12 protein-coding genes and 1 riboswitch are annotated in these 13,786 nt (G+C 72.1%); of the genes, 9 read left to right on the top strand and 3 right to left on the bottom strand.

The window, feature by feature from the left end; genetic code table 11:
• Positions 1-8: 8 nt before the first annotated feature.
• A riboswitch (cyclic di-AMP (ydaO/yuaA leader) is annotated at positions 9-157 on the top strand.
• Between the two features lie 12 nt (positions 158-169).
• The 3 genes from CK206_RS04325 to CK206_RS04315 all read left to right on the top strand — a co-directional run bounded on the left by CK206_RS04325 (position 170) and on the right by CK206_RS04315 (position 3,407).
• Positions 170-781: a C40 family peptidase gene (locus tag CK206_RS04325; RefSeq protein ID WP_096905660.1), complete on the top strand. Its 612-nt coding sequence runs from the start codon at positions 170-172 to the stop codon at positions 779-781.
• 432 nt (positions 782-1,213) lie between these two features.
• On the top strand, positions 1,214-2,137 hold the full coding sequence (locus tag CK206_RS04320; protein WP_227022238.1) for an NlpC/P60 family protein: 924 nt from the start codon (positions 1,214-1,216) through the stop codon (positions 2,135-2,137).
• 136 nt (positions 2,138-2,273) lie between these two features.
• A complete protein-coding gene (locus CK206_RS04315; RefSeq protein ID WP_067713719.1) occupies positions 2,274-3,407 on the top strand; it encodes a glycosyltransferase family 4 protein in 1,134 nt (377 codons plus the stop codon).
• Between the two features lie 34 nt (positions 3,408-3,441).
• Here CK206_RS04315 and CK206_RS04310 read toward each other — a convergent pair whose 3' ends face one another.
• Positions 3,442-5,241 (bottom strand): long-chain fatty acid--CoA ligase, encoded by a 1,800-nt coding sequence (locus CK206_RS04310; RefSeq protein WP_096905658.1) that lies wholly within the window; start codon positions 5,239-5,241, stop codon positions 3,442-3,444.
• 141 nt (positions 5,242-5,382) lie between these two features.
• Between CK206_RS04310 and CK206_RS04305 the strand changes: the two genes are divergently transcribed.
• Genes CK206_RS04305 through CK206_RS04285 form a run of 5 tightly spaced genes read left to right on the top strand, consistent with a single transcriptional unit; the run spans position 5,383 to position 9,460 of the window.
• The gene (locus tag CK206_RS04305; RefSeq protein WP_096905657.1) at positions 5,383-5,844 is read left to right on the top strand and encodes an SRPBCC family protein; all 462 of its coding nucleotides are present in this window, start codon (positions 5,383-5,385) and stop codon (positions 5,842-5,844) included.
• Entirely contained in the window at positions 5,841-6,728 is an 888-nt protein-coding gene (locus tag CK206_RS04300) for a hypothetical protein (RefSeq protein ID WP_096905656.1), read from the top strand. The genes CK206_RS04305 and CK206_RS04300 overlap by 4 nt, the downstream gene beginning before the upstream one ends.
• 44 nt (positions 6,729-6,772) lie before the next feature.
• The gene (locus tag CK206_RS04295) at positions 6,773-7,513 is read left to right on the top strand and encodes a 1-acyl-sn-glycerol-3-phosphate acyltransferase (protein WP_096907274.1); all 741 of its coding nucleotides are present in this window, start codon (positions 6,773-6,775) and stop codon (positions 7,511-7,513) included.
• Between the two features lie 6 nt (positions 7,514-7,519).
• Positions 7,520-8,017 carry a polyadenylate-specific 3'-exoribonuclease AS gene (locus CK206_RS04290; RefSeq protein WP_067713732.1) on the top strand — a complete coding sequence of 166 codons (498 nt, stop codon included), beginning with the start codon at positions 7,520-7,522 and terminating at the stop codon, positions 8,015-8,017.
• A 36-nt stretch (positions 8,018-8,053) separates the two neighbouring features.
• On the top strand, positions 8,054-9,460 hold the full coding sequence (locus CK206_RS04285; RefSeq protein WP_067713735.1) for a class II 3-deoxy-7-phosphoheptulonate synthase: 1,407 nt from the start codon (positions 8,054-8,056) through the stop codon (positions 9,458-9,460).
• 63 nt (positions 9,461-9,523) lie between these two features.
• Here the strand turns inward: CK206_RS04285 and pknB are convergent, their stop codons facing one another.
• Positions 9,524-11,746 (bottom strand): Stk1 family PASTA domain-containing Ser/Thr kinase, encoded by a 2,223-nt coding sequence (pknB, locus tag CK206_RS04280; protein ID WP_240341428.1) that lies wholly within the window; start codon positions 11,744-11,746, stop codon positions 9,524-9,526.
• Between the two features lie 131 nt (positions 11,747-11,877).
• Between pknB and CK206_RS04275 the strand changes: the two genes are divergently transcribed.
• Positions 11,878-12,246 (top strand): Rv2175c family DNA-binding protein, encoded by a 369-nt coding sequence (locus tag CK206_RS04275; RefSeq protein ID WP_067713740.1) that lies wholly within the window; start codon positions 11,878-11,880, stop codon positions 12,244-12,246.
• Here the strand turns inward: CK206_RS04275 and mptB are convergent.
• The gene (gene mptB / locus CK206_RS04270) at positions 12,215-13,786 is read right to left on the bottom strand and encodes a polyprenol phosphomannose-dependent alpha 1,6 mannosyltransferase MptB (protein WP_254050475.1); all 1,572 of its coding nucleotides are present in this window, start codon (positions 13,784-13,786) and stop codon (positions 12,215-12,217) included. The two genes, CK206_RS04275 and mptB, sit on opposite strands and share 32 nt — an antisense overlap.

Here is a 13,786-nt window from a genome sequence, read left to right as displayed (position 1 = left end):
GGCGGGGAGCCGGGGTCACACCTAAGCGCCGAAGGGCGCACCGGGGAACCAAGATCCACTGGGGTGAATCGCACGAGGGCCTACAGGTCCGAAGCGTAGGACAGACTTCCGTGTCCGAACCCGTCAGCTAACCCGGTCGGTGCCGCAGGAAGAAAGAGGAACAGTCTTCGTGGGAGCCCACAGCATCAAGACCAGCTCGACCGGCCGCCGTGTCGCCGCCGCCGGCCTGCTCGCAGCCGGAGCCGCTGTCGCCGGTTCCGGAACCGTCGCCGCCGCACCCGTCACCGTCGACGTCCCCGTCGAGCTGCGGCTGCCCGGCGTGCCGAACCAGGTCTCGTTCGACCTACCGGAGGGCATCGAGCTCCCGGCCGGCCTGGCCCAGGCCCAGGCACAGGCGGCGCCCGTCGAGTTCGCCGCCCCCGCGCCGGTGGTCTCGACCGGCCAGCGCATCCTCGACGCCGCCACCACCCGGGTCGGCTCGCCCTACGTCTGGGGCGCTACCGGCCCCAACTCGTTCGACTGCTCCGGTCTGACCTCGTGGGCCTACAAGGAGGCGGGGATCTCCATCCCGCGCACCAGCCAGGCCCAGATCGGCGGCGGCACCCAGGTCTCCAAGGCCGACCTGCAGCCCGGCGACATCGTCGCCTTCTACAGTGGCGCCAGCCACGTCGGGATCTACGCCGGCAACGGCCAGGTCGTCCACGCCCCGTACTCGGGCACCTCGGTGAGCTACGCGCCGGTGGACTCCATGCCGTTCTACGGTGCGACACGCTACTACTGAGTCGGGTCGCTCCCCGAACCTCCGCAGACCCCGTCGGCGTCCGGTCTCGAACCGGTCACCGGCGGGGTCTGTCGTCTGTAACATCCCCTCTCGGGTACCCGATTCCACCGTAGGCGTCGGCTGGGCGCCCGCGCCCTGCGTGACCCGGATCCGAGAGTTCGACGACACCAGATGACCCGCAGCCTCAGCGTGCTCGCGATCGCAGCGACCGTGACCACCTCGTTGACCCTCGGTCCCGCGCCGGCCGGAGCGCAGACCACCACCCCGGACCGGTCGTCGCCAACCGCGACCACGGCGCCTGTCCCGGGTCCGGTTACCCCGCCTGATCAGGTTTCGACTTCTCCCGCTCCGTCGTCGACCGCTCCGTCTTCCCCCGCTCCGTCGCAGACTGCACCGTCCACCACGCCGTCCGCCACAGCGGTGCCCGGCGAGATGAGCGAGGACCTGGCGGAGCTGGCCCGGTTGTCCGAGGAGGCGGGAGCATTGGGGGAGCAGCTCCACCTCGCGCGCGGGGAACTGGACCGCGCCAACGGGGAGCGCGTCCGCCTCGAACGGGCCGCCGGGGTCGCAGCCGGACGGTCCGCCCTCGCGGACGGCACCGCGCGCCGGGACCAGTCCATCGTCGATCACCTCGCGACCATGCGGTACCGGGGCGGGGACACCGGCGCCACACGGGCGGCAGTGCTCGCCGAGAGCCCCCGGGACCTGGTCGACAGGCTCGACACGCTGCGCCGACTGTCCGGGGCCACCACGAGTGCACTGGACGCCTCCAGAGCTGCGTCCCGGGATGCGGTGCAGCTCAGGGAAGAGGCCGCGCGTTCCGCGGCCGAGGCCCGGGACGCGGCCCGCGTCGCGCAGGAGCGAACCGACGCGCTCGCCCGCCGAACCGAGGAGATGCGGGTACGGATGGATGAGGTCCGTCGCCGGGTCGACGCACTGTCGGACGCACAACGCGATCTCTGGATCGGCGGACCGGTGGTGCCGGAGGGGTACGTTGCCCCGCCGGTGGACGACGTCAATTCCGCGGCGCTCCGAGTCGCACTCTCCCGGCTGGGCGCGCCCTACTCGTGGGGCGCGACGGGCCCGTCCGAGTTCGACTGCTCCGGTCTCATGGTGTGGTCGTACGCGCAGGAGGGCAAGGCGCTGCCCCGGGCGAGCCAGGCGCAGGCGGTCGCGGGCGCCCCGGTGGCGATGAACGACATCCGGCCCGGTGACCTTGTCATCTACTTCCCCGGCGCCACCCACGTCGGGATGTACGCCGGCGACGGTCTGGTCCTGCACGCCCCGACCTACGGTGTGCCGGTCCGCCTCGAGCAGGTCGACGCGATGCCGATTCACGGGATCCGCCGCTACTGACCCCGGCCGACCCGGCCAAGCACGGCCGCCCCGCGCAGACACCGGCCGTCCCCGATCGCGCTCCGCCCCTTCCCGACGAGGACGACGCACCGGGCGGGGCCGAGGCGGGCCGGGTTGTGTGGCAGGCTCGGAGCCGATGACCAAGACGCTGTTGATCACCAACGACTACCCGCCGCGCCCGGGCGGGATCCAGTCGTACCTGGAGACGTATCTGAGCCACCTGGACCCGACGGACGTCGCGGTGCTCGCCTCGACGTTCCGGGGTGGCGAATCGGCGGAGTACGACGCCGCCAAGCCCTATCTGGTGGAGAGGGTGCCCACCGAGGTGTTGCTCCCCACGCCCGACCTCGCGGCACGCGCACGAAGGCTCGCCTCGGACTTCGGCGCGACGACGATCTGGTTCGGGGCCGCCGCCCCCCTCGCCGCCATGGCGCCGGTGCTACGGCAGGGCCCCGTGGACCGCATCATCGCGAGCACACACGGACACGAGGTCGGCTGGTCGATGCTGCCGGGCTCGCGCCAGATCCTGCGACTGATCGGCGAGTCCACCGACGCGGTCACCTACGTGAGCGACTACACACGGAGGCGGTTCGCGGCGGCGTTCGGCCCCCGCGCCCGCCTGGTGCACCAGCCGGGTGGCGTCGATACGGAGAGGTTCCGGCCGGATCCCGCACGGCGAAGGGCGATCCGCGACCGTTACGGACTCGCGGACCGCGACGTGATCGTGTGTCTGTCCCGCCTCGTGCCGCGGAAGGGCCAGGACATGCTCATCCGGGCGATGCCGGAGATCGCCCGGCGGGTGCCCGGGGCGGTCCTCGTCGTCGTCGGCGGTGGGCCCTATCGGCGCACGCTGGAAGGACTGGCACGCCGCCTCGGGGTGGCCGACCGGGTCGTCTTCACCGGCCGCGTCCCCGCGGACGAGATCGTCGACCACCACCGACTCGCGGACGTCTTCGCGATGCCGTGCAGGACCCGAGGGGGAGGGCTGGACGTCGAGGGGCTGGGAATCGTCTACCTGGAGGCGTCCGCGTGCGGGGTGCCGGTCGTGGCGGGCCGGAGCGGCGGTGCCCCGGAGACGGTGCGCGACGGCCGGACCGGTCTCGTGGTCGACGGGACGTCACAGGGCGAGGTCGCCGACGCCGTCGCCGGCCTGCTCGAGGACCGGCCCAGGGCGTCGGCCATGGGGGTCCGCGGCCGCACCTGGGTGCTGGAGAACTGGCGCTGGGAGGACCTGGCCCGGGACATGGAACGCGTGCTCTCGGGGGAGTGACCCGCGAGAGCACGCGTTCCGACGCGCGGTCCGATCAGGCGTAGAGCGACTCGATCTGCTGGGCGTACTTCTGGTGCACGACGTTGCGCTTGACCTTCAGGGACGCGGTGAGCTCACCGGTCTCCTCGGTGAACTGGTCCGGGAGGACGTGGTACTTCTTGATCGACTCGGAGTGCGACACGCTCCGGTTCGCCCGCACCAGCGCCTGGTCCAGGTGCTCGATCAGATCGGCGTCCTTGAGCAACTCGTACAACGAGCCGGACTTGTCGTGGTGGGTCTTCCACCGTTCAACGGCCTCCGGGTCGAGGGTCAGCAGGGCCGAGACGAACGGCTTGCCGTCGCCCACGCACACCGCCTCCGCCACGAGCGGGTCCGCACGCAGCGCGTCCTCGAGCTGGTTGGGCGCCACGTTCTTCCCGCCGGCCGTCACGATGATCTCCTTCTTGCGGCCGGTGATCGACAGGTACCCGTCCTCGTCCAGCGAACCCAGGTCACCGGTGCGGAACCAGCCGTCGCTGAAGGACTCGGCGGTCGCCTCCTCGTTCTGCCAGTAGCCGGAGGCGACGACGGGTCCGCTGACCTCGACTTCACCGTCCTGCGCGATCCGGACCGCGCAGCCGGGCAGCGGCTGGCCGACGCTGCCGATCCGCATCCGCCCCGGGGTGTTGACCGTGATCGCCGCACAGGTCTCCGTCAGGCCGTAACCCTCGAAGATGTTGACCCCGATGCCGTCGAAGAAGTGGGTCAGACGGTCACCCAGGGCCGCGCCGCCGGAGATGGCGACCTCGCAACGCCCACCGAGCGCGTTGACGAGTTTGCCGTAGACCAGCTTCGAGAAGATCGCGTGGCGCAGCCCGAGCAGCGGACCCACCCGGCCGTCACCCCGGTTGGCCTTGGAGTACGCGACCGCGGTGTCCGCGGCCTTGTCGAACATCCACGCCTTGACCGTGCCGCCGTCCTGCGCGGTCGCCTGGGCCTTGTTGAAAACCTTCTGGAACACGCGGGGGACGGCCAGGATGTAGTGCGGCTTCATCTCGCCGAACGTCTCGACCAGGTTGGTCAGGTCGGAGGAATGCGCGATGGTCACGCCGGCGTGGAAGCCGGCGTAGGTGATGGCGCGGGCCAACACGTGGGCCAGGGGCAGGAACATCACCGAGGTGGCGTCGTCCCGCAGGATCCCGCTGAACGGCGTCTCGAGCACGGCGAGCGTCTCGGACATGAAGTTGCGGTGGCTGAGCATGACGCCCTTGGGGCGGCCCGTGGTCCCCGAGGTGTAGATCAGCGTCGCGGGGGAGTCGGCGCGGACCGAGGCCCGGCGCTCGTCGAGCACCGAGACGTCGACCGTGGCCCCCTCGGAGGCGAGGGTCTCGAGGACCGGGGTCGCGCCGTCGATCACCAGGACGTCGGCGACCTCCAGGCCCTGCACGCCCTCTCGGGCGGTGGTGGCGTGGATGTCGTTCTCGACGATGATCAACCGGGCCGCGGAGTCCTCCATGATCCAGTGGATCTGGTCGGCGCTGGAGCTGTCGTACACGGGAACGGTGACCGCGCCGACGGCCCAGATCGCGAAGTCGATGAGATTCCACTCGTACCGGGTGGAGCTCAGCAGGGCGACCCGATCGCCCGCCCGGACACCGAGCGCCACCAGTCCGCGGGCGATCGTCCGGACCTCCTCGGCGAACTCGCGGTTGGTGACGTCCGTCCACCGACCGTCGACGGGCTTCTGGAACGCCACGTTCTCCGGGGTGTTCTCCGCGCGGTCGTATGCCGACTGAACGCAGGACCAGTCGTCAGGGACGGTGAAGTTGGCGGGTACCGCGACGTATTCGCGCAAAGGGTCCTCCCGGTGGAGACGTTCAGAGTATGTCGGTGACCACACACACTATCGCCGGGACCACACGGTGGTCACGTCGCCTGCCTTCCGGGCGCCGCGGGTGGGGCGCATCGCGGAGCGGGATATGTGAAGCTTGTGGGTATGAGCGAGCACGACGGCGCCCCCGAGGTGTGGCCGACCAGAGACTCCACGGTGGTCGACGCACCGGTGGAGGACGTCATGGCGGTCATCTCCGACTTCGCCGCGTACCCGGAGTGGTCCGCGTCGATCCGCGCGGCCGAAGTGCTCTCCAGCGGTCAGGACGGCCGTCCGGACCGGGTGCGGTTCGAGCTCGAGGCGGGCGCGATCGTCGACGAGTACGTCCTCGTCTACTCCTGGTCGGCGGACGACCGCGGTCTGGAGTGGCGGCTCGAGAGCTCGGCGTTGCAGAGGGCCCAACGGGGCTACTACCGGCTCGAACCGGTGGCGGGCGGCACGCGTGTGGACTACGAACTCGAGATCGAGCTCACGGTCCCGGTGATCGGGAGCCTGCGCAGCCGCGCCGAGCGCCGGATCCTGGGCGACGCACTGAAGGAACTCAAACGCCGGGCGGAGTCGCGGTGAGCAGAACTCGTGTCGTCGTCGTCCTCGGGGGAGATCCCGAGGACCGCGCGGGCGTCACCGCCGACCTGCTCGCGGACCCCGGCTGCACGGCGTTGATCCTGACCGGCCATCCCGATGCCGTCGACCCCCGTCTCGACGTCTCGGAGGACGGGCCCGTCGAGGTCCGGGTCGACGACCCGACGGCGAGGCTCGAGACCTACCGGTCCGGCGCCGCCGATCCGGACGACGACGTACTCGCGGCGCTCGCCGCCGGAGGGGACGCCCCACTGGCCGCGGTGCTCGGGTGGGAGTACGCGCGACGGGCCGCGTCGTCCGAGTACTGGGACGTCGTCGTGGTCGAGCTCGACGGGGACCTGACCGCGGTGCGCCGGCTCGCGGCGGCCGGGGAACTGGCCGCGTTCGTGGAATCACGTTGGCCCGCCAATGTGCGCTTCGCCTCCATGGCGGCGGGCGGACGCGCCGACGTGCGGGTGCGGGAAGCGCACAGACTCGCGCTGCTCGCCGGTGACGTGGCCGGCTTCCTCGCCGGGAGGATCGAGACCATCGTGGTGGGGTCCCCGGCCGGCTCCACGGCTGCCATGGCGACTCTGGCCCGCGGCGCCGTCACCCCGGTGGTGGCGCCCGACGGCGAGGGCGGATACCGGGTCGAGTACCCGGCCCCGACCCGCCCGTCCGCGCCGGTCTCGGTCGAGGGGGACCGGCTCCGCCTGGAGTTCGACGGGTTCCGGGCGGTGGTGGCGCTGCCGCCGCTGCTGCGCCGGTGTGTGCTCACGCAGTCCGTCTTCGAGCGCGACGCGGGTCGACTGGTGATCAGCTTCCTGCCCGACCCGGATCTGTGGCCCCCGAACCTCGTACCGTCCGGATCCGCGGACCGCGCCGGGTAGTATCCGCATTCGTCGACAGCCATCACAAGAGGACCGGTGACCCGTTGCTGTACTACCTGTTCAAATACGTGCTCATCGGCCCGTTCCTACGTCTGACGAGTCGTCGGGTCGTCACGGGACGCGAGCACTTCCCCGAGCGCGGTGGCGCCCTGCTGGTCGGCAACCACCAGTCCGTCGCGGACTGGTTGTTCACCGCTCTGCTCATGCCCCGCCGGGTCACCTTCCTGGCCAAGAGCGACTACTTCACCGGAACCGGTGTCCGCGGCATACTCAGCCGGTGGTTCTTCGCCGGCTCGGGCCAGCACCCGATCGACCGCACCAACGCCGACGCCGCGCAGGCCGCCCTCGACGCCGGGCTCGAGGTCCTCTCATCGGGGGAGATCCTGTGCATCTACCCGGAGGGGACGCGCTCGCCGGACGGTCGTCTGTACCGCGGGAAGACCGGGCCCGCCCGCCTCGCACTCCGCGCCGGGGTGCCCATCATCCCGGTGGGCGTGACCGGGACCCCCGAGTACGTACGCCGGATCTCCCGGTTCCGCCCCGGGCGGCGCACCGAGATCCGGGTCATGCTCGGCGAGCCGCTCGATCTGTCCCCGTGGGCCGGGCGCGAGGGGGACCGGGACGCTGAGCGCGAGATCACCGACGAGCTCATGCGGCGGATCCAGGCGCTGACCAATCAGGAGTACGTCCACGACACGTATGGCGCCGAGATGAAGAAGCGCTACGAGGCGGTGCGCAAGGCCGGGCGGAACCTGCTCGACCACCCCGTCGAGGGACAGCGCTGATCGCCGGTGCGCTACTTCTACGACTGCGAGTTCATCGAGGACGGCACGACGATCGAGTTGGTCTCCGTGGGGATCGTCGCCGAGGACGGCCGGGAGTTCTACGCCGTGTCCACCGACTTCGACGCCTCGGCGGCCGGGCCGTGGGTGCGGCGCAACGTCCTTCCGAAGCTGCCCAACCCGTCGTCGTCCGCGTGGATGTCCCGGAGCCGCATCCGGGACGAGCTCTACGAGTTCGTCACCGCGCCGCCCACCGGCGGGGTCGAGATGTGGGCGTGGATCGGGGCGTACGACCACGTGGCCGTCTGCCAGCTGTGGGGCGACATGACAGCCCTTCCCGCCGCCATGCCCCGGTTCACGCGCGACGTCCGCCAGCTCTGGGAGACCGCCGGCAAGCCCGACCTGCCCGCACACCCGGGAGGGGAACACGACGCCCTCGCCGACGCCCGCCACGCCGCGATGCGCTTCCGCGCCATCGCGGCGAAGTCGCCCCACCTGGGTCTCTGAGGCCCGCTCCGCCGGTGGTGGCGTATCGTCGCCGGGGTGAGCAACTGGACAGTCGACGTCGACATCGCGCAACTCCCCGACCTCCCGCCGCTCTCCGCGGACCTGGATCGGCAGCTGGCGGACGCCCTCTCGCGGCCCGCCCTTCAGCAGCCGTCGTGGGATCCCGGTCACGCCGCGGCGATGCGCAAAGTGTTGGAGAGCGTGCCGCCGATCTGCGTCGCCTCCGAGGTCGAGCACCTCTCCGATCGCCTCGCCGACGTGGCGCACGGGCGTGCGTTCCTGCTCCAGGGCGGTGACTGCGCCGAGACGTTCGAGGCGAACACCGAGCCGCACATCAAGGGCGTGATCCGCACCCTGCTGCAGATGTCGGTCGTGCTGACCTACGGTGCGTCGATGCCCGTGGTCAAGGTCGGCCGGATCGCCGGCCAGTACGCCAAGCCCCGCTCGGCGGACCGCGACGGAACCGGGTTGCTGTCCTACCGCGGCGACATGGTCAACGCGCTCGAGCCGGACGAGGCGGCCCGTGAGCACGACGCCTCCCGGCTCGTCCGTGCCTACGCCAACGCGGCCGCGGCGATGAACCTGGTCCGTTCCCTCACGGCGTCGGGCACCGCGGACCTGCATCGCGTCCACGAATGGAACATGGAGTTCGTCGCGGGCTCGCCCGCTGGTGCCCGCTACGAGGCCCTCGCCGCCGAGGTGGATCGTGGCCTGCGCTTCATGGACGCGTGCGGGGTCTCGGACCAGAACCTGCGCTCGGCCGACATCTTCTCCTCCCACGAGGCGCTCGTCCTGGACTACGAGCGGGCCATGTTGCGCCTGGCCGACGACGGCACGGGCCTGACCGGCGACGCCGAGCAGGGGTTGTACGACCTGTCGGCGCACTTCCTGTGGATCGGGGAGCGGACCCGCGGCATCGACGACGCCCACGTGGCGTTCGCCTCGCTCATCCAGAACCCGATCGGCCTGAAGATCGGTCCCACCACCACGCCCGAGTTGGCGGTCGAGTACGTGGAGAAGCTCGACCCCCACAACCGGCCGGGTCGACTGACGCTCGTCTCCCGGATGGGCAACGACAAGGTCCGCGACGCGCTGCCGCCGATCGTCCAGGCCGTCGAGGCGACCGGCCACAAGGTCATCTGGCAGTGCGACCCCATGCACGGCAACACGCACTCGACGTCCAACGGGTACAAGACCCGCCATTTCGACCGGATCATCGACGAGGTACAGGGCTTCTTCGAGGTCCACCACGCTCTCGGTTCCCACCCGGGTGGCATCCACATCGAGCTCACCGGTGAGGACGTCACCGAGTGCCTCGGCGGAGCCCAGGACATCTCGGACATCGATCTGGCCGGTCGCTACGAGACCGCCTGCGACCCGCGCCTCAACACCCAGCAGTCGCTCGAGCTCGCCTACCTCGTGGCGGAGATGCTGCGCAGCTGACGCCGTAGGGGCCGGCCTCGCGCCCCGGAGGCACGGCCGGCCGCGCCGGAGACGCGGCCGGTCCTAGCCGAGCGCGTCGATCTCGACCTCGCTGCCCCTGGCCACCACCCGGCCGGGCAGCGGGGTCTGGCCGTAGACGATCCCCCTCGACGTTCCCGAGTCGATGGTGGCCTCGAGCCCGGCGTCCTGCAGCGTCCGGCGCGCGTCGGAGGCCCGCGAACCCAGCACCACCGGGACGGTCACCGCGTCCGACGGGACGACCCGCAGCACCGCGTTCGTCGGGTCGAGCCGGGTCCCGGCGGGCGGATCGGTGCGCACCACGCGGCCGTCGGAGATCTGACGATCGGTCACGGGCGATTCGCGGACGATCGTGAACCCCTCGTCCTCGAGGATCCCGGTCGCCTCGTCGAGGGGCACATCCCGGAGGTCCGGCACGGTCAGTGCATTGGAGACGAGCAGGACGACCCCGTCCCCGCGGGACACGTCGGTTCCGCTGTCCGGGTCGGTGCCCACGGCCGCGCCGCCGTCCACCTCGTCGTCGTAGACCCGTCTGACCTGTGACACGGTGAGGCCCGCGCCCTCCAGGGCCGCCCGCGCCTGGTCCTCCTCCAGGCCCACGACCTCGGGGACGGCGACGGGTGCGGGGCCGGAACTGGTCACCATGGCCACCCGGGTGCCCACGTCGACGGTCGTGCCCGCGCCCGGCTGGAGCGAGACCACCTGGCCGACGGGTACCGAGTCCGAGTACTCGTTCCCGCCCCGGACCGGTTCCAGTGAGTTCTCCCGCAGCGCTGCGGACACGGCGTCCACCGACCTGTCGGCGCCGACCTCGGGCACCACGGGGCGACCGACGGACACCAACACATCGACGGTGTCGCCGCGCGGCACCCGCTCGCCCGCCGCGGGGTCGGTGCCCACCAGCGCGGACGGGGGGACGTCGTTGCTGAAGGCGTCGCGGGTCGCGGCGGCCAACCCGACGGCGTTGACCGCCTCGGTCGCCTGCCCCGCCGACATACCCTGAACCGACGGCACCTCCACGAACCGGCCGGAACCCAGCCACCAGCCGGCCACGGCCAGGCCGATCGCGGCGGCGAGCACCACGATGAGCCACAGCATGCCGCGCTGGCGGCGGGGCCGGATGACGTCCCGGTCGGGCGCGGGCTCGATGCCGCCGGGGGGATAGTGGCCCGATCCCGCGCCGTGCCAGTGCGCAGGAGCAGGGCCGGCCCCCGCTCCCGCCCCGGGACCCGCCGCCGCCGGGGCCACCATGGTGTCCACCCGCGTCGGCGTCGGCCCGTCGCCCCGGCGCAGCGCCTCCCCGCTCTCACGGTCGGCGGCGTCGAACTCGGACTCCCCGCCCGGGGTGGCCCGCGCGGCGTTGGCCCGCGCCCGCGACCACGAGGACTGCCGTGGTGCCGGGACGACATAGTCGGGGAACCGGCCGATCCTGGCGGCCTGGTCCAGGTCCCGCAGCATCTCGCCGGCGTCGGCGTAGCGGTCCTCACGGCTGCGTCGCGTGGCGCGCAGGATCAGGTGGTCGAGGTCCTCGGCCACGGTGTCGGACTGGTCGGACGGGGCCGGCACGTCGGTGTCGAGGCGACGGTAGGCCACGGCGATGTTGTTGTCACCGCTGAACGGTGGCTCCCCGGTGAGCATCTCGTAGGCGAGAACGCCGAGGGAGTACAGGTCGGACCGGGCGTCGGTGTCGGCGCCGGAGATCTGTTCGGGGGACAGGTAGGCCGCCGTGCCCATCACCACGCTGCTCGAGGTGGCGCGGGACTCGGCCACCGCCCGGACCAGGCCGAAGTCGGCGAGTTTGACCGCGCCGCTGCCGGAGATCAACACGTTCTCGGGCTTGATGTCGCGGTGCACCAGCCCGGCCTGGTGGGCCTCCCGCAGGGCGCCGAGGAGCGGACGCAGGACGGCGGCCGCGGCGTACGGGGGCATGGGGCCGCGCTCGTCGAGCAGTTCCCGCAACGTGCCACCGGGCACGAGTTCCATCACGAGGAACGCGGTGTCGGCCTCGACGCCCTGGTCGAACACCTGGACGATGCCGGAATCCGACAGGCGGGCCACCGACCTGGCCTCGAGGGTGAAGCGGTCCACGAACGCCTTGTCCCCGGCGAGGGTCGGATCGAGCAGCTTGACGGCGACGTGGCGGTCCAACCGCTCGTCGGTGGCCAGGTGGACGGTGGACATCCCGCCGCGGGCGATGACGGCGTCGAGCCGGTATCGCCCGTCGAGCAGTGTTCCTGGGCCGGGGGGCTTCCCGTCGTAAGTGCTCATGTCGTCCATTCTGCCCCTCCCGTCCCGTCCGCGGTACGTCCCGAGCGGACGGGGTCCGTAGCCCGACGCCGTCGGCCGCGCCGGCACCGCCGGTGGGGCCCGGGTGCGCCCGTGGGACTAACCTGGGTGGCGTGAGTACTGTTCCGCACGCCGACGACGTCCTGCCCGCCGACGTCGAGACCATCAACCTCCCCGCGGTGTCCGAGCGCCTGGGCATCCCCGTGACCCGCGTGCACGATCTCCTGCGCGACGGGACCCTGCTCGCCGTGCGGCGAGCGGGCATCGTGGTGGTGCCGGCGACCTTCCTGGATGACGACGACGAGGTCGTGCGCTTCCTGCCCGGGCTGGTCGCGGTCCTGCGGGACGGCGGCTACCGGGACGAGGAGATCCTGCGGTGGCTGTTCGCCGAGGACGACAGCCTGCCCGGCCGGCCGGCCGACGCGCTACACGGTCACCGCGCCCGCGAGGTCATGCGGCGCGCCCAGGCGATGGCGTTCTGACCCCGGCGGTGGCGCGCCGCCACCACCAGACCGCGGCGAGGGCTGCCGCGAGGGCCGCCCCGACGAGCGCGGGGCTGTAGAGGCTGGTCGACCCGTTGGGTCCGATCGCCATCACGAGGAAGACGGTCACCGCAACGACGGCTGTGGTGGCGCGTCGACCGGGTCGGGCGGCGACCCAGAACGCCGCCACCCACACGTAATACCAGGGCCAGGCCAGCGAGTTGAGGATGACGAAGGCCAGCAGCGCGACCATGATGCCGCGGAGCGCCGAGCGGGTGTCACGCCGGTGGAGCCACCACACCACGACGAGGGTGACCCCCAGGACCACGCGTCCGACGCGGCGGGCGACCGCCAGGACGTCCTCGAATCCGGGGGTGTCGACCACGGCGTGGACCAGGTGCGCCGCGGCGGTGGGCGCGCTGAGGTAGTTGATGACCCGGTCGGAGACGGAGATCGCGTCCAGCCAGCCGAACCCGGTGCCCGAGGCGAGGGTCGCCAGGGCGAACGCGACGGCGGCGGCCCCCGCCGCGGCCCCGGTGTCGACGAGGGCGCCGACGAGGGGGCGGCGCGCCCCGATCGACGTCCGCCGTCGGTCCAGGGCGATCCACAGCAGGAACGGCGCCACGATCACGGCGGTGGCCTTGAACGCCACCGCGATCCCGATCGCCGCCCCGGCCCACGCGTAGCGCCGGTCGAGCGTGAGGACCACGGCGCCGACGCATGCCACCAGCGGGAAGATCTCGTTGTGCAGCCCGCCCGCGAAGTGGATCACGGACAGCGGGGAGGCGCCCGCCATCCACACCGCGGCGCCGGCGTCCACCCCGGCGCGGCGGGCCAGGGCGACCACGAGCGCGACGAGCCCGGCCAGTGCGGCGAGTACCACCACCCCGAGGATGACGATCCCCACCGCCGGGTGGCCGCCGGACAGCGCCACGACGACGCGCATGAGCAGCAGGTGCAGCGGGCCGTACGGGGTCGCGGTGGACTGCCAGTCCGGGCTGACCTCGTCGGTGAAGGGGCCGGGGTTGGCCTCCGGTCCGTGGTGGTACGGGTCCACTCCCGCGGCGCTCATGGCGCCCTGCGCCAGGTAGGACCAGGCGTCGCGGCTGAACAGGGGGACCGCGGGCAGCATCGGCGCCGACCACAGGGCCGTGGCCCACACGGCGTCCCGGGTGGGGAGGCGGCCCGAGACCGCCCGGGGGCCGAGCGCGAGCCACGAGGTGACCAGCAGCGCGACGCCCGCCCAGCAGAGGATGAGGGCGAGGACCTCACCGTGGCCGAACGTGTACCCGGGCAGCCCCACCGCGACCGCGACGCCGCCGTCCACGGGCAGGGCGCCCGCGCCGAAACCGGCGATGGTGAGCAGGACCGAGCCGAGGACGCCGCGCCACAGCGCCGGACCGGAGGGACCGGTCAGGGCGGCGCGGGCCGAGGCGGTCGTCGCGGTGGTCGCCCGGCGGATCCGCGACGATGGTGATGACGACAATGGCGACGACGACGAGGTGGTCGCCTCCGGCCGGGGGGCGGACGCTCCGAGCAC

Origin of the sequence: Dietzia sp. WMMA184 (assembly GCF_002441635.1) — a bacterium.
GTDB classification, from domain to species: domain Bacteria; phylum Actinomycetota; class Actinomycetes; order Mycobacteriales; family Mycobacteriaceae; genus Dietzia; species Dietzia kunjamensis.
The sequence above is the reverse complement of the archived record's forward strand: the minus strand, read 5'-3'. Positions and strand labels throughout refer to the sequence as shown.